General features: G+C 43.5%; 17 protein-coding genes. 7 read left to right on the top strand and 10 right to left on the bottom strand.

What is annotated here, in order from left to right:
• Nucleotides 1-71: 71 nt before the first annotated feature.
• The 8 genes from J7K40_02090 to J7K40_02125 form a co-directional block, all read right to left on the bottom strand.
• A complete protein-coding gene (locus J7K40_02090) occupies nt 72-884 on the bottom strand; it encodes a hypothetical protein (protein ID MCD6161186.1) in 813 nt (270 codons plus the stop codon).
• A complete protein-coding gene (locus J7K40_02095; protein MCD6161187.1) occupies nt 881-1,267 on the bottom strand; it encodes a hypothetical protein in 387 nt (128 codons plus the stop codon). Before J7K40_02095 ends, J7K40_02090 begins: the two co-directional genes overlap by 4 nt.
• Nucleotides 1,264-2,697 (bottom strand): hypothetical protein, encoded by a 1,434-nt coding sequence (locus tag J7K40_02100; protein ID MCD6161188.1) that lies wholly within the window; start codon nt 2,695-2,697, stop codon nt 1,264-1,266. Before J7K40_02100 ends, J7K40_02095 begins: the two co-directional genes overlap by 4 nt.
• Before the next feature lie 306 nt (nt 2,698-3,003).
• Nucleotides 3,004-4,119 carry a hypothetical protein gene (locus J7K40_02105; GenBank protein ID MCD6161189.1) on the bottom strand — a complete coding sequence of 372 codons (1,116 nt, stop codon included), beginning with the start codon at nt 4,117-4,119 and terminating at the stop codon, nt 3,004-3,006.
• Nucleotides 4,120-4,411: 292 nt separating this feature from the next.
• The gene (locus J7K40_02110) at nt 4,412-4,831 is read right to left on the bottom strand and encodes a hypothetical protein (protein ID MCD6161190.1); all 420 of its coding nucleotides are present in this window, start codon (nt 4,829-4,831) and stop codon (nt 4,412-4,414) included.
• A 263-nt stretch (nt 4,832-5,094) separates the two neighbouring features.
• Nucleotides 5,095-5,502, bottom strand: a complete 408-nt coding sequence (locus tag J7K40_02115; protein ID MCD6161191.1) for a hypothetical protein — start codon at nt 5,500-5,502, stop codon at nt 5,095-5,097.
• Nucleotides 5,489-5,776: a hypothetical protein gene (locus tag J7K40_02120; GenBank protein MCD6161192.1), complete on the bottom strand. Its 288-nt coding sequence runs from the start codon at nt 5,774-5,776 to the stop codon at nt 5,489-5,491. Before J7K40_02120 ends, J7K40_02115 begins: the two co-directional genes overlap by 14 nt.
• A 3-nt stretch (nt 5,777-5,779) precedes the next feature.
• A complete protein-coding gene (locus tag J7K40_02125; protein MCD6161193.1) occupies nt 5,780-6,541 on the bottom strand; it encodes a hypothetical protein in 762 nt (253 codons plus the stop codon).
• A 456-nt stretch (nt 6,542-6,997) separates the two neighbouring features.
• Here J7K40_02125 and J7K40_02130 point away from each other — a divergent pair, with 456 nt between their 5' ends.
• Nucleotides 6,998-7,705, top strand: coding sequence for a PEP-CTERM sorting domain-containing protein (locus J7K40_02130; protein MCD6161194.1), 708 nt, complete (start codon nt 6,998-7,000; stop codon nt 7,703-7,705).
• 180 nt (nt 7,706-7,885) lie between these two features.
• On the opposite strand, the gene J7K40_02135 is transcribed toward J7K40_02130, so the two are convergent.
• On the bottom strand, nt 7,886-8,047 hold the full coding sequence (locus J7K40_02135; GenBank protein MCD6161195.1) for a hypothetical protein: 162 nt from the start codon (nt 8,045-8,047) through the stop codon (nt 7,886-7,888).
• Nucleotides 8,048-8,421: 374 nt separating this feature from the next.
• Here J7K40_02135 and J7K40_02140 point away from each other — a divergent pair, with 374 nt between their 5' ends.
• The 4 genes from J7K40_02140 to J7K40_02155 all read left to right on the top strand — a co-directional run bounded on the left by J7K40_02140 (nt 8,422) and on the right by J7K40_02155 (nt 12,185).
• Entirely contained in the window at nt 8,422-8,733 is a 312-nt protein-coding gene (locus J7K40_02140; GenBank protein ID MCD6161196.1) for a hypothetical protein, read from the top strand.
• A gap of 233 nt (nt 8,734-8,966) precedes the next feature.
• A complete protein-coding gene (locus J7K40_02145) occupies nt 8,967-10,172 on the top strand; it encodes a metallophosphoesterase (GenBank protein MCD6161197.1) in 1,206 nt (401 codons plus the stop codon).
• Nucleotides 10,173-10,395: 223 nt separating this feature from the next.
• The gene (locus J7K40_02150; protein ID MCD6161198.1) at nt 10,396-10,602 is read left to right on the top strand and encodes a hypothetical protein; all 207 of its coding nucleotides are present in this window, start codon (nt 10,396-10,398) and stop codon (nt 10,600-10,602) included.
• Nucleotides 10,599-12,185, top strand: coding sequence for a hypothetical protein (locus J7K40_02155; protein MCD6161199.1), 1,587 nt, complete (start codon nt 10,599-10,601; stop codon nt 12,183-12,185). The genes J7K40_02150 and J7K40_02155 overlap by 4 nt, the downstream gene beginning before the upstream one ends.
• Before the next feature lie 361 nt (nt 12,186-12,546).
• Here the strand turns inward: J7K40_02155 and J7K40_02160 are convergent, their stop codons facing one another.
• Complete coding sequence (locus J7K40_02160) at nt 12,547-12,801, bottom strand: hypothetical protein (GenBank protein MCD6161200.1); 255 nt, start codon at nt 12,799-12,801, stop codon at nt 12,547-12,549.
• A gap of 630 nt (nt 12,802-13,431) precedes the next feature.
• On the opposite strand from J7K40_02160, the gene J7K40_02165 reads away from it, so the two are divergent.
• Together J7K40_02165 and J7K40_02170 are read left to right on the top strand one after the other, a co-directional pair.
• Complete coding sequence (locus tag J7K40_02165) at nt 13,432-14,094, top strand: PHP domain-containing protein (protein ID MCD6161201.1); 663 nt, start codon at nt 13,432-13,434, stop codon at nt 14,092-14,094.
• Nucleotides 14,095-14,143: 49 nt separating this feature from the next.
• The gene (locus J7K40_02170; GenBank protein MCD6161202.1) at nt 14,144-15,364 is read left to right on the top strand and encodes a hypothetical protein; all 1,221 of its coding nucleotides are present in this window, start codon (nt 14,144-14,146) and stop codon (nt 15,362-15,364) included.
• Nucleotides 15,365-15,660 lie beyond the last annotated feature (296 nt).

Raw genomic sequence — 15,660 nt, forward strand, 5'->3', positions numbered from 1 at the left:
CCCCGGCCTTCAATCAGGATGCGGCTTTGAAAAAAGCCGTCTATTGAATCACCTTATCCAATAACGCCGGATTACGCTTTCGAGGGCGCTTTTAAACCGCCCATAGAACCGGTAAATTTCTCCAGCAGTAAATAAGCATCATGCTTATACTGATCTGTCAGAACAGACCATGATGCACATGAGCTTTTATTAGTCATAGATGACAGCGTTTGCAATGCCTTAATCCGGCAGATTATCGAAACCGCCAAGTAGGTCTCGGCAATAACCAGCGATTTATCAGATGAGGAAGCAAAAGCCGAATCGATGTAATTCAGTATCTGTTCGTTCGCCTCATTGATGGCATTGTTAATTGTCTGCTCGTCAAGTTCCGAATACTCGGAAATGTAATCTATATAAACAAGCTGGCAAGCTTCGATATCGCCGGAGCTAAGCCGAGTGATTTCGCCATTGGCATAGTCGATGCTGAAATCGGCTCCGCGCTCATACACTCGATACGGCATATACCAAACCGATACAACCGCTTCCGGCGCAATATCGCCCGAGCTTATTCGGATTAATGCGCCTTTGTTGTAATCAACGGTGTAATCCAGGTTCTCTCTGTAAATTTGACCGAGTGAACTGTCGGAAGCGACCACTACCGAATCCCGCAACAAGTCGGATTTATCGAGAGCGGCTTTATCGCTGACTGGAAATATTATCGCTTCATAATCAGGTTTATTTTGCTCTTTAGCCTTTACTTTCTCGGATGCGCTCTGCACCGGCGGATATTTGAGTTTCGCCGGTGTACCCGCTATCAGCTTTACCGGTTCTGAGTAAACCTGGCCGACAGATATGCGGTTTTCGATGATATGTTTTTTAACAATTTCTACTGTTGTAAAACTCATGGCAAATCTATCTCCATTATTAGCAGGTCAACCAAGCCATGCTTGGCTAAGCCCGAAACCGAATCCTGACCGCAAGCAATCTTGAAATGATTTTCGGATGACTCTCCAACTAAAAAACAATGAGCCTGATTGCGCGGGATTATTATCACAACCGGGTTTGCTATCAGAGATGGCAAACTGTTGCCGCTGGCATCTTCCAAATCGCTAAAGCTGATTAACTGATCACTGCCGCCTAATCTGCTGTGCAAAAATACTACTCTTTTCGAGGAGCTTTCCTCAACCATCACAAACTGAGCATCAAATGAATCAGCATTGCCCCAGACAACGACATTTGGAACATGCCATTTGCGATTGCTTTTTAAATGATTTAAGGTAATGTTCATTTTACTCCCCTTGCGGCTGTAAGATAATCTGATGATGGAACTGCCATTATCTGAGTTCCCACCGGTGATATGGTAAAGGCAGCTGTTGTTCGAGTCCTTATCCAGAAGTAGTTTTTGGCATTGACCGAACTGCTCTGCCAATTATCAGGAGTCGAATCGAGATCGTTCCAGAGATATATGGTTTCGTTTAGTTCATCGAAATTACACCCGCCCGATACCGGCGTGAATGACTGCCAATCGTCGCCATCGAAATATTCCCAGACAACAGTACCGCCGCTTCCCGCCGTGGATAGGATTATCGAAAGGCAAAAGAATTTTTCCTCCATGCCAACATACAGGCAGTCATCAACGGCATCTATCAGGGCATTGGATGATGAATGGTAGATGTCGGCAGTATTTGTATTTGCGGCGGCTGAGGTTTTATCATCAAATGAGTCGTCCGAATTATCAAACAGCAAGACTCTATGGCAAAGACCAATTCCGCTGATAAGATTGCCGGCAGTAAAATTTTCACCGTCTTTATAAGCATAACGCGGCAGAAAGCGGTCGCTGCCAACATCCTTAACATAAAATATAAACGGCGTATTTCGATTAAATAAGACTTGAGGAGCTTTTGCTTTTTCATCAGCGGCTTGCAATAACCCGCTGAAATTGACACCGTCATATTCGCGGTAATATACTATGCCCGCAGATGACGGACATGCTGCAATGCCGAGCTTTTGATCATCTGACACCGCGCAGTCGAACTCCGCATCGATATAGCTGCTGTTAAGAAGCGCAATCGCTGAATCCCAACTGCCGCTTAAGCCGTCTCTTCTTCTGAAAGATAGGTTTGACCTATTTTGCGAATACACGGCATATAAATCACTGCCTATAAAATTCAGGTTTACATAAGGCATCTCGTTGGATGAACCCGAAAGCTCCGCGCCGGTATCCGATGGGCCTGTGCCCCAGATTGTGCCCGTGTCGGATGATTTAATTCTGATATGATAATCTTCTTCGGCGGAATCATAGCAGGCAAAAGCGCACCACAGCTTGCCGCTTTCCGCGCGCGCGATAACCGGATAATAAGCCGATTCGACATTTAATACGGTTGCCGGCGAACTTATATACCACGTCCCGGCAGAAAACGCCAGTTTGAAAAAGACTATATCCAGCGTCGTTTGCTTAATGTAGACGACATATATATTGCCATCGCGGTCGATACAGGCAGAGAAAGGATAATCGGCCGAATCGCTTCGCAAAGTAATCGGATTAGACCAGTTGTTGTAGGGATAGTCTGCCCATCTAAACTCGATTTCGCTTGATGACTTGCCATACAAACAGGCAAGCCGGCCGGCGTAGGCGCCATAGTCCAGCCTCAATAATTTCCGTTGCGGCGATACGCCTGTTGGTATTGAGGCTGTTGATGTATCAATTAATTTATGCATGATATTTTATACAGAGACAAACATTACAGCGGGTCGAAAATATGATAATAATATGCAAGGTTCGCGTAGGGTCGTCCGCCATTGGCGGATACGTCCCCTGGTTACCAGGCAGCGCTTGGCAACCAAAGCTAAAAGTTCGCGTAGGGGCATATTGAATACGCCCTCTTTTATTATTCAGTCAGGTCGTAACGAAACGCAACCAGCCTGCTAACTGCCTTGTCGGGTTTCTCCCTTTGGTCGGAACTCGACCTACGCGCTTTTAAAATACATAACCGCAAAATAACGCTTGTCTCTGCGATTCCTTTCTTAGCTGTAGTTTATATCCAGAACTAATGAGGCATCCTCGATGATTTTCGCATATGCCACCGATTCGGAGATAACAGCCTCCTCTAAATGCTGCTCGATAACTTTGTCATACTCGATAGTCAGCGGTTGGGAGAAAATTTCCTCCACAGCGAATCGGTTGTCGAGGCCAACTACATTATCATTGGGAACCTCATCACAGCGGACTAAGGTTGCGCCCAGCGGCGAGGTGATTTCGCCTGAATTTAAGAATTTGAAGCCTATCATCGGGTCTTTAAATTCGCTGATATTCAGGATGGTTTTAATTACGCTTCCATGGCAAGCCATCACATTGGGCTGATAGGGGAAAAACTCGTTGAAGAAGTCAACCATGTCATCATAATCGAGCGTGCCGGAAACATCGGTAGTTTTCACCGCTGCGGCATTGTTGTTGCCATCGCCGTTGATGATAGTATCAACCGCTAAGGCGACGCGGTCAGAGGCCAGACGGTAGCCGATATACCACAACAGCACCTTGAACTGCGCCATTGTCCGATGTCTTAACGCCTTGTATGAAACCTTGAGGTTTAGCCCGTAATCGGGGATAACGATTGTATTAGCCTGGTCGGTTACCAAAATCGAGGGCACATCCGATACCTCGCCGACTGGCCTAAGCGACAAATCGGAATCGGCGGCACTGGTATCGATATGGAACGGCGTATATCGGGAGGTATTCACTCCTGAGGTTGCGGCGATAAGACGGTTAAGTTCGGGACGCATATTCTGGCCGCGCTTGATTTCCCGCATCATGAATTCGGGCATCAAAGCCGAAGCGGCGCGGTAAAACAACTCGACCGTTACCGGATTTCTGCCGCCGGTTCGCAAGCCATGATATGCCAGCTGACGCTCGAAAGCATCCAAAGGCGAACCGGCCGGGGATGGATCATACTCCGGCAGTTCCAATAACTCCGAAAGCGACAAGCCTCTTTGCTGAGCATCCAGATAAAAATCTTTATCGACTTTGACATTAGCAGTCTGCGATAAGTCTGCCTGGCCAATTGCCGTCCCATCGGCAAACTTATCGTTGATTGCCGCGGGCATCATGTTGTTCATAAATATATTTGAGTCTATTTGGTTCAATGTATTCTCCTTTTTAAATGTATATGATTATTATTTCACGTAGGATCGTCCGTCTCAGGCGGACACCCTCTTGTTGCCAAGCAGCGCTTGGTAACAAGAGGAATGTATTCTCCTTTTATTAATGTATACGATTACTATTGCGCGTAGGGGCGTATTGAATATGCCTTCAGGTTTTTGACAAATGATTATTTGTTGGAATTTCTATAATGATATTGAAATTCACATAAACGCAGCGCGTAGGGGCGTCCGCCTCAGGCGGATACGCACTATTGCATACGCCCTCGAAATCTATCTACAAGATGAGCGTAACTTCGCTGGTGCCGTTAATGTCAATTACCGTTCCGCGGGCGACATTGCCGCCGGCGGGGTCGTTGCCCGTCAAGGCAGGCGCCTGCTTAACAGACCCGGAACCATTGATCACAACCCGGTTGCCTACCGAGGGCACTGTAGATACGGCAGGCAATGTCATTACGCCGGCAATTTGCACTGTGGCAACACGCTTGCCGTTGTCAGCATCGGTGAGCGATAAATCGACAAGCTTGCCAAGTAGCATGCCGCCATCGGCACCCGGGCCAACCTGATAATCGTCAAGTATAGCTACAGCCTTGCCAATATCAGCATCGGCAAGGTCATCGCTGCTGGCGGTTTGGTGAATCTCGAAAGCGGCATAAACTGCTCCGATTGTTTCGAGGTTTTTATCTCTTATAGTCATTTTTTCTCCTTTTAAAAATTGTCTGTGATTTTTTGAAGATGATTTGTAAGTTGGTGCACACGGACGTAATAGAATGTTGGTGCACGGGGACGTACACCAACCACGATAAGTGGCTCACGGGGACGTACACCAACCACGATAAGTGGCTCACGGGAACGTACACCAACCACGATAAGTGGCTCACGGGAACGTACACCAACCACGATATCTTATGCTTTATTTGACTCTTGTTGCCAAGCGCTGCTTGGCAACAAGAGAACTGCTTAATGATAATCTTCCGGTTTTTGAGATTGATTTTGATTAGCGACGCCGATAGACTTAAAAGACCTTGTACGTCCTTTGAAAACGTTTTCTATAGCCTGATTGATTTCCGTTTGAAGCGTCTTCAACTGCTCGTAATTCAGAGACTCGGTCTCAATTAGCATTTCCGCCTGTGAAATTAAGGGATTTCCCGCCGCTTTTAGGGCTTTGATTTTCTGTTTCATTTCGGTAATGACATCCGCTGTCAGCTTTTCGCCCAGTTTTAAAGCCGGTGATGTATTTTGCAGAAACGATTTTGTCTCGCGCAAGATAATGCTGATATTATCGAGATTTAAAAAACCTTTCTGCGGCGCAGATTCTATTGCCGCGCCAGCGCTTTCAAGCCCGGATATGCACTCATCTATTTTCAATGGCTGACTCCTTTCGATTAATATTGACCTCAATGCGGCTCAAGCGAATTATAATATCCTCCCTAAGCTCAAAAAAATCTTCCTTAGTGGCAAAATTTTCAGCCAGCCTTATTTCAAGATTGGAAATCCTTTTATCGAGACTGGCGACGAATTTCTCCTCGGCTTTATTAGCCATATCAATTTTTATCCCGTCAATTGTCGTGTAATAAGTAGATAATGCCGCTAAAACCGCGATAACAATTGAAACAATATAATTACGGCAGCGATTCCACATAACTTAGCCTTTCTTTCTAACAAGCAGAAAATTACCGCCGTTCAAACACGCTCTGAAGCCCTCAATATTTTGAGATATTACAGGGCTGTTCACAATGTGATGAGCCGGAGTAAATGTATAGCATTTGCTTGATTCTTTGCCATTGGAAAACGCAGCGGACGAGGAATGATTTTTGCCGAAAGCAAGTTGATTAGTCAGCATTGTATCTGGTATCGAACCTCGATAAACTAACGATGTTTCCAGAATTTTATCCACCTCACGATAATAAAACGAGATGTCCTTGGAAACTTGGTGTCCGCAATTGCGAATATCTTTCCCGCAGGCAGAACATTCGGGGAAGCCGTAGGTAAAGCTTACAGAGCATTCCTTGTAAATACCCGAATCGATATTCAGCCTGAGTTTCTCTGCGCCTTCTGCTTTTTTAAGCCAATAAAAGTAGGTTTTTATCCATAGTCTGTCGTTTTTTTCCACTGTTTCAGCCCAGAAATTTCTCGCTATGGGCAAACCGCTTTTATCATGACCAATTAAAACCGGCGAATCGATAAAAAGCTTAGCCATTGAGGGTAAATCCGCCCGGTCGAACTGTCCGCCATAAGAATTGACACTATCGCTGATAATATACATCGCTCTTATAATCACCTCAGAAACAGTTACCGGCGTAGGCGGCTTGATATTTTTGTTGATTAAATCGATGTAGCGTTGAAGATTGCTGTTTACCACCGAGGTTGAAAGCTCGGCGGTTTGTTGTGTGCTTATAATTTTCATAAACTCTCCTGTCTTCACAATACCCTCGATAATCAATATTAATGCAAAATGTACAACTTCCGGTCACTCAGGCTGGAAATATGAACGTATATCTTTATTTCGCTTAGGATTAGGTTGATGTTGCAACAGTTTTCACATATCGACCAGAAACTGGACAGTATTAATATATCGTGATTTTTGTAAAATGTTGATGATTTTTCAATTGCTTAGTATATATATGGTTATAAATTATTTTGTAAATATAATTCGTCTGGCATTAATATTGCATATACATCTAACAGTTTTGAAAATATTTTAATTGATAGAAAGGAAAATCTGATGAAAAAAATTACAATTTTAGCAGCAACCCTGGTTTTTACCGGCGGAATGATGCTTATAGCTAACGCCTCCCCTGATTATATAATTCATAACCATTTTGGCGTAGGCGATTTATATACTAACAACAACACCGACCCAATGAGTACTTTTGCGATGAGTTGGAACCCTCTTACCGGTAATTATATGACAGATGATTGGGGCACCGACGGCACCGCGCCATCTCCGGGGCCAAATTATTTTGTATCGGAGGTTTTCGACCTTGAGGCGATGTATCTTGATGTTGATTATGATGCCGATCAAGTATCATTTTCGATTGTTACTTCCATGCCAAATGACGGTTTTGACGGCGTTTCGTGGTATCCCGGTTACGTTTTCCGCGCCGGCGATGTCCGCTTCAATATTGGCGATGACCTTTTTGTTCTGGGAACCTACGATAGCCCCTCAGGAGAAAACCACTACGGCAACATGTATTATAATCCTGAAATGACTTATACCGATAGTTATCGCGGATATAATATTGATAACCCGGTTCTGGCTGAGGGCAATGCTATCAACCAAGTGGGATCACTGTCATCTTCTTCGTTCAATTATTGCGAATATCTTGATGATAACAGCACCAGTTTAATGGAAAACGGCTTCAGCACTTATCTTATTGAAGGCACTGTATCGTTTGCTGATTTCGGATATGATTTACTTGATGAAGATGCTTTCAGCATGTCTCTTGGGATGAGCTGCAATAACGATGTAGGCACTCTTTCGATAGCGCCGGTTCCCGAACCTGCCACAATCGCACTTTTGGGACTTGGTTTGCTCGGACTTTACGCTGGAAAGCGCCGCAAGAAATAAAAGAAAAACCCGCGTTTTTATATAAAAAATCGGCCGACTTACTAAGTTGGCCGGTTTTTTTATTGGGGAAAATTAGTATGGTTATATAGTGTTGAGGAAGGGCTGATATCGCGAGGGAAAATAAAAAAGCCGCCAGCAAAATTGGCGGCTTAATCTATTATTATCAGTAATGATTACTTTCTAATTATATTCTTCAATCTCCTCCCTTTCCTCCATGTATTTTTCAAGGTCGCCCTCGATTTCATCTCTCGCTGCCATTAAACACTCTTTTGAACAATATTCCTCGTCATCATAGACGAAGGAATTGCCATTGATGAATTCATTGCAATAAGAGCAAAACATAGAATCCTCCAGAGTTCTTTTATTGTGAACTTCAGCTCATCATTATAGTTACTGGTTGCATATACGGCGTCAGCTTTAACAAACCGATTTATGTATTTAAAACTTGTATAATATTCGGATTTATTTTGAAAATATTTACTTATTAAATAACTTTTCTATATCTTTTTTACTACTATTCCGCTTTTCAATAAATACATAACATACAACCGTCATTCCCCGCCGCGGCGGACGTTATCATGATGAATATGAAATTACCATCAAAGCGAAATATAGTTGAACTTTATTGCAAGTTTTACATATATTCTTATGTGTCGATATAATAAAATTATAATAATGGAGATGCCGATAAACCCAGCAATAACACAGGAGCCAAAATGGATGCGCAGGAAAGAAAAAATCTTGTAGGTTGGCTTGAAAATAGGATTTCGCTTGATAACCAGAAAGATGAAATTAAAATCGGGTTTGACAAGCCGACTACTGAGGATTTCATAGCCGCCGGTTTCAGCGGTGAAATAGTAAAACTCACTTTGGACACAGCCTGGTGGCAGGAAATGATTGACGATATAATCGAAACGCCCGATTTTGCCGAACCCGACGCCTCACATGAACAGACTCTAAGCTATGCCCGGGATTTAGTAACGGAATATATCGGCAAGCGGCTAATAACGTATGAACGTATTGCATAAACCCGTTAGACACTAAACAGCGCTTGGCAACAAGAGGTCGTATGAGGTATGACCCTGCGCGCAGCACAGCATATACGATTTCAAAAATTTTAATGTTGTGTCAGTTCGCAGTCCGCCTAAGGCGGATGAACTGTCACTTTATACTAAATCGGCAGGCTGCGTCCTCCGCGGCGGATACTATTTTGCTGCGATCTGCCCAAACAGGAATCTAACAATTATGCTAAAGAAATACCATGTCTGAATTATATCCGGTAATATTCTGCCTTGTCTTCATCATCATACTAAGCTTTGATGCCTGGCTGTTCTTGCGTTTTTTGAACCGCGCCTGGTGGTCATATCGTTGGGTGCGGCTGACTACCTTTCTTATACCGGTGTTTGGTGGAATATGCATTGTCCTCTGGGCCTGGGGCGTAAAAATAGACAACTCGATTCTAACCGGTATTGGCGCCACAGGCGGCGCTTTCACAATGGTTATCCAGATAGCTCTGCTTTTATCATTGCCGGTATCAGGGGCTTTTCATGTAATAATCGATATTGTCAGGAAAATAAAAAAGAAAGTGATGACTGCACCGGTTAAGCCCGACCCCAAACGCCGGTTGGTATTAAAAACAGCGGCGGCGGTTTTCCCGATGATAGCAGTATCTGCCGGAGCCGGCGGTGTTGCCTCATCATTTAATGAAAGCAGAATGCCAAAGATAAAATTATTATATCCGGATTTACCCTCATCCCTAAACGGTCTGCAAATACTCCAGATATCCGACTCGCATCTTGGCTATTATATAACATTGCATCATCTTGAAAGAATGCTTATGAAAGCTGAGGAGCAAAAGCCGGATATAATTCTGCTTACCGGCGATATTGCCGATGACCTTCGGATACTGCCGGATGCGTTGTCGATGATAGCGCAGTTAAGCCCTCGCCTGGGATGCTATGCCTGTTTGGGAAACCATGAATACTATCGAGGGATAAATAAAGTCTATAGAGCATATGATGCCGGTCCTATACCGCTTTTAGTGGATGCCGGAACTGCAATTGATATTGACGGCATACCGTTGTATATCGCCGGGGCAGACGACCCGCGCTGGATGCGGCGGGATAACAGCCGGTTTATTGACGAATCGATTAGCAAAAGCATCGCCTTAGCGCCGGATAATGCTTTCAAAATCCTGATGAGCCATCGGCCAACTGCTTTTGATTTTGCCGCCGAAAAGGGTATGCAATTGACTCTATCCGGTCATACACATGGCGGCCAGCTTGGCATAGGCGGGAGATCGCTTTTTGAGTATCTGCCCGCCTTGGGCGGGTTAAGGTATCAATGGGGGCATTATCAAAAGGCGAACGGCAGTCAATTGTATACTACCTCCGGTTTCGGGCACTGGTTCCCGTTCCGGCTGGGCTGTCCGCCTGAGACGCCGTTGATTGAGTTGAGGAAAGCATAAAATCAGATATTTGCGCCGGCTGCAGAATACTTTTTAAATATAAAAAAGTGTTGACACAGCAATAAAAAACATTCATATTAAAACATATAATATGAAACCTCATTAAATTATAGTGTACTATTTTGCGGTTAACTTCAAGAGAATCCATGAATCATTGCTAAACTTTGTAAGCTGAATTTTATTAAAAAGTAAATCGAACAAAAAAGCAACAAGAGGTGGTATTATGTTGTCATGCAATTCTTTTAAACATATGAAATTAACAGCAATTGCCGGGGCTGTATTTGCCGCTATCTGCATATTTTCATCATATGCAGCTGCCAGCGAACCGCCGATTATCGATCGGGATAATATTTTTTCGCTGCCGGGAGACTGCATATATCAAGATACCTCAGCGAATCTTGAGTTGTCGATATTGATGGCGACACCTTGACAGTAGAAACAAACATCGGCAATCCGCTAATGACATACTTTTATATTGATACCAGCGGCGTCAGTCATTGGATAGGCTATATCGATTTTTATATGGCTGAATTCTGCAGCGATACGTTTGAAGGAGACCTGGAAATTATTGCCATTGATGAGGAAGAGCTGTCCGATACGGCGGTTTTTGGTCCGCTTACCATAGTCGGCAAGATAAAATTTTCTGCTTACCAGGTTTACAGTTTATGGCCCGGCGCAGGCACACCGCTGCCATTTTTCCTTGATGCTCCCGAATGTTTTTGCCTTGGCGGATTTAAGTTCACTTTTAGCGGCGATTCCAACCCTGATATCTGCAATATCAATCCATACGATCCAATTTTCACCTTGGATATAATGCTGAAAATATGCGAAGAGTATCCTGATGGTTTTACTTTCCCTATCAGTTTTTTAGATAGTGAAGATATATATGAGTCCATGAATTTAAACAATCTTAGCGACACCTTAGGATATGCTGTCTGGTACACACATGGATGCGACAGCTCTCAATCTGGTCTGACAAATTTATATTTGGACCTGCCTGCTTGTAGTTTAAAATATGCAGATGACTTTTCAAGAGCGGGCGATTTGAATCTCAATGGCTTTCGATTTGAAGCAGGTGATATGCTCGTTGGATTAAATGCGGCAATGGATTGCCAGCCTCTTAATCAATTTCAATTTTTACTCGGCGATATAGGCTATCCCGGCGATGGCTTGCCGCTCACTATCGGGGATTTGCTAATTTTTAAATCCACTATTAATTGGTATTCCTGGCCGAGTGTTTCAATGAATCCCGAATCTGATACCCTGGTAATTCAATCAGCGTTTGCCGACCCCGGCGAGGAAATTCACCTTCCCGTTCATTTGGTAACAGCAGATACTATATTTGGTTTGCAATTCTGTTTTGTTAGCGACACCCAGTATGTAACTATTGATTCGATGATTTTAAATGGCGATATTTCATTAACTCAGACAAGCTGTACAGATACCTTGCATGTTTTGGATTTTAGTTTTGACGAACCATGCGATTCCGATATTGTTTATCCCGGCACATATTACCTTGGGGATTTGGTTGCTCATGTTAAACCGGATGTTGTCTCGGATGTAACCACATTTATTGAATTTTACAGTGATTTACATTATGGTATTTATAATACTTTGCTTTACAGCGGGCTGGCTAATCCCGGGTTTTTTCAACCGGTGTTTGTTAGTTCGAGAATTCATATACCGCGTGATAGTATTTATTATTATCCGGGTGATGTGAATATGTTTAACGGCATCTGGCCGCCGCAAGTTATGGGCAGCGATGCAACATATTTAGTAAACTTTTTCAGAGGCAATCAAGCCAGCCAGCCATGCTTAATAGACGGCTTCTGGCCATCGGCTGATATTAACGGCGATTGCAGTATAATCGGCAGCGATGTTATAGCGCTTGTAAACTATTTTAAAGGCTCCGGAAGCATCAAATATTGTCCTGATTATAAGCTATACAAATTCAACCCGGATTCCCTGCCGGAAAATCCGCCTTCCGGTTGGCCGAACTGTGAAACCGAATAACTGATTATTGCATAAATACACATGCGCTTTTAGGCTACCAAGCACGGACGTGTCTTGGGACTTAGGACACCACTTGGCAGCCGAAGTAAAACAATATATGCTATTGTACGTCGGGGCGTCCGGCGGCTCCGGATTCCCGTTTTCACGGGAAAGACATATGCTATTGTGCGTAGGGGCGTATTGCATGCGCCCTTTTATATTGTGTCAATTTAGGAGCATATTCCTTTTATTTGCGTCGGTTCGTAGTCCGCTTAAGGCGGATGAACCGACACATTCGATTGGCCTGCTGAGTAGTCTGTTCAAGTCGGGGGTATTAAGTTTTTGTTATTAATAAGAATACTAATTGTGCGAAAAATGCAGACTAATCCATCGGCACAACCTGACGGACATCCTCGCGGCCGAAAAAATACGGCAGGCCTTTATTATAGCCCCGGTCGGATGTGCATACCAAGAAGGAGGTCGCCTCAAATATGGCAATAATCTTTTCGTTAGGCGAATCCTTCTCCAAGTTACGGCAATAGCTGTCAACCTCTATGTAGAGCGGCGGCTGCCAGTGAAAAGAAGAATTGACGCGGATAGCCTTAATTTTTTTACGCCGAATCCTTACTCTTTTCATGGAGCCTTCCAATTTCTGTCTCAACTCCTCTAATTCATCATCTGAAAGCATAAGTTTCTATTCTGTCTCGCACTGTTAAGTTATTAACAAAACAGTAATTTTAGTTTTTAAATGACACATACCACTGCGCGTAAGGGTGTTCGCCTAAGGGGGCAGACGAGGACGTCTGCCGCCCACGAAAGAACATACCATTGCGCGTAGGGGCGTCCGCCATTGGCGGATACGCCCTCTGGTTACCAAGCAATGCTTGGCAACCAGAGTAATACTGTTGCTTTATCAACAGTCAATGGAGCTTATACTATAAAGCCCCAACGCGAATCAACAGTTTGAATACAATAATCCGCCGGCAGCGAATGTTTTTGTATGTATTATTTGCATTTTATTCAATCTATGCAAGTTTTATTAATTAATAAAATATTTCTCCCGATGTTTATATCATAGTTCAACTGTTTAGGCAGGTCGTAGTGAAACGTGACCTGCCGACTTTCTTGTTAAATAAAACGTGTCAGTTCATCCGCCTTAGGCGGACTACGAACTGACACAACATAAAATGCTTTACTATATGAGCATTTGTCATTATTATCGTAATGATGATTATTGGTGGAGAAACTACCGGACAGGTGATTGCTGATGTCTTTTACGGTTGATTTTCATGTACATACGATTAATTCGTATGATTCGCTCAATAGGCCGGAATCTATAATAAAAAAAGCTAAGCGGGAAAAACTCGATGCTGTAGTAGTTCTTGACCATGATACGACAAAGGGCGGTATGCAAACCGCCGCGATAAACAGCGCTGATATTATCATTATACCGGCAGTCGAAGTGAAAACCGACATCGGCGATATAATCGGATTGTATGTTCGACAGGAAATCGAGAGCAGGGAATATCATCGGGTTATTGAGGAAATACGCTCTCAGAAGGGGCTGGTAATACTGCCCCATCCATATCATAAGCATGAATTAAAAAATGATTTATTCGACTTGATTGATTTAATTGAAATCAATAATGCCCGATTATCTAAACAAAAGAACCAGCTGGCGAAAGAACTGGCTGGAAAACATGGTCTCCCTGTGGTTTCCGGCAGTGATGCTCATTTCCCATGGGAAATCGGCAAGTGTGCAGCCATATTCGATAACACGCCCTCATCCAAAGAGGAATTTATTGAAACAATACTAAAAGGCGAGAGAACTCACAAGGTTGAGTTATCCGGCAAAATAAACATAATAGCCAGCCAGGTAATTAAATACTTAAGGCGGCCGGAGAGCTTATTGGAGCGTTTAAGCAAATGATTGTATTAACGGTTTTCCGATTCATTCCGATAGGGCGAAAAATAATTATATGAAAATATTTCTCACAGATGGCGATGCCCTTCACTGTCTGGCAATTGCCCGCCTTTTAAGCAAGAAAGGGTTCGAGCTGACAATAGGTTCTCAACGTCGGTTTGGGTCGGTCGCTTTCGCCTCGAAATATTGTCATCATAAGGTAATATATCCCGACCCCGGCAAATATCCGGACAAGTTCAGGGATTTCCTGTTCGATTTCTTAAGCAAAAATAAACATGACGTTCTTCTCCCCCTCCGTTCGACAGTAGTTCCGATAATATCGGAAAATAGGGAAAAGCTTTCGGAATTGGCGGCATTTGTCTTGCCGGATAAAAAATCGCTGGCTATCGCCTTAAGTAAATCCGAAACATTTCGGGCGGCTAATGAATGCGGTATGACTATGCCGGCAACCTGTTATCCTCAATCGATAGATCAGGTTAAGGATTTTATAAACGATTGTGAGTTTCCGGTAGTCAGCAAGACCTCCTATGGCGCCGGTTCACGAGGCGTGTTTTACCATCACAATCCGGAAAGTCTTCTGAAATATTGCAGCGGCTACTTATCAGGACCGGAATTTAACGACAACCCGCTTATACTGCAGGAGTTCATCACCGGCCCCGGCTGCGGTTTTTTTGGTTTGTTTGACCATGGCAAGCTGGTTACCTATTTCATGCATCACCGATTGCGGGAATACCCGATTACCGGCGGACCATCGGTAAAAGCCGAAAGCTTCTATAATGAAACATTGAAGTCGGAATCCCTCAAGTTATTAGATTATCTGAATTGGCATGGGATTGTTATGGTTGAATATAAATATTCGCCTAAGAAAGATAAATTCGTGCTTATGGAGATTAACCCCAAATTCTGGGGGTCATCAGATTTATCTATTCATTCGGGCATTGAGTTTGCCTATCGCTGGATACAATTGGCGCTTGGGGAAAAGCCGCCGCCGTTTAAGGGCTATAAAATTGGCAAGCGTTTTCGATGGCTGTTTCCGGGCGATTTTATGCATCTGCTATCTCATTTTGGATTTAGCTGGGAATGGTATGCTGATTTTTTCGACAGGAATATAAGCACCGATATTAAATTATCCGATATTAAGCCGTTTTTCATAGAGTTATTGCTCGTGGCGGGATATTTTTATTTATACGGACCGAACATTCGCTATCCATTTGGAAAAATTCCATTAACCAAATCAACAGATATGCCATCCGATAAAGCGCCCTGGGAAATTTGATATATATCAGCTCGTAGGGGCGTCCGCCATTGGCGGATACGCCCTCTTTTTTATATTATTCAATTCCCTACTGTCCGGCCTTTTCAATAGAATTCTCCAATTAATACACAATAAATGAAACTTGATTAAGCCATAACATATAAAACAATAAGCCGTTAGAGTATCTTTATAAACACCTGTGTTCTGTTTTTTGCTTCATAGATATTTCCGGATTAGATTTCAGAAGTCGACTTTGATTCGATGATTATCCATTTACGTCATTCCCCCGCCGCGGCGGGGGAATCCAGAAATCCGCC

The organism is Candidatus Zixiibacteriota bacterium (genome assembly GCA_021159005.1).
Taxonomy (GTDB): Bacteria; Zixibacteria; MSB-5A5; order UBA10806; family 4484-95; genus JAGGSN01.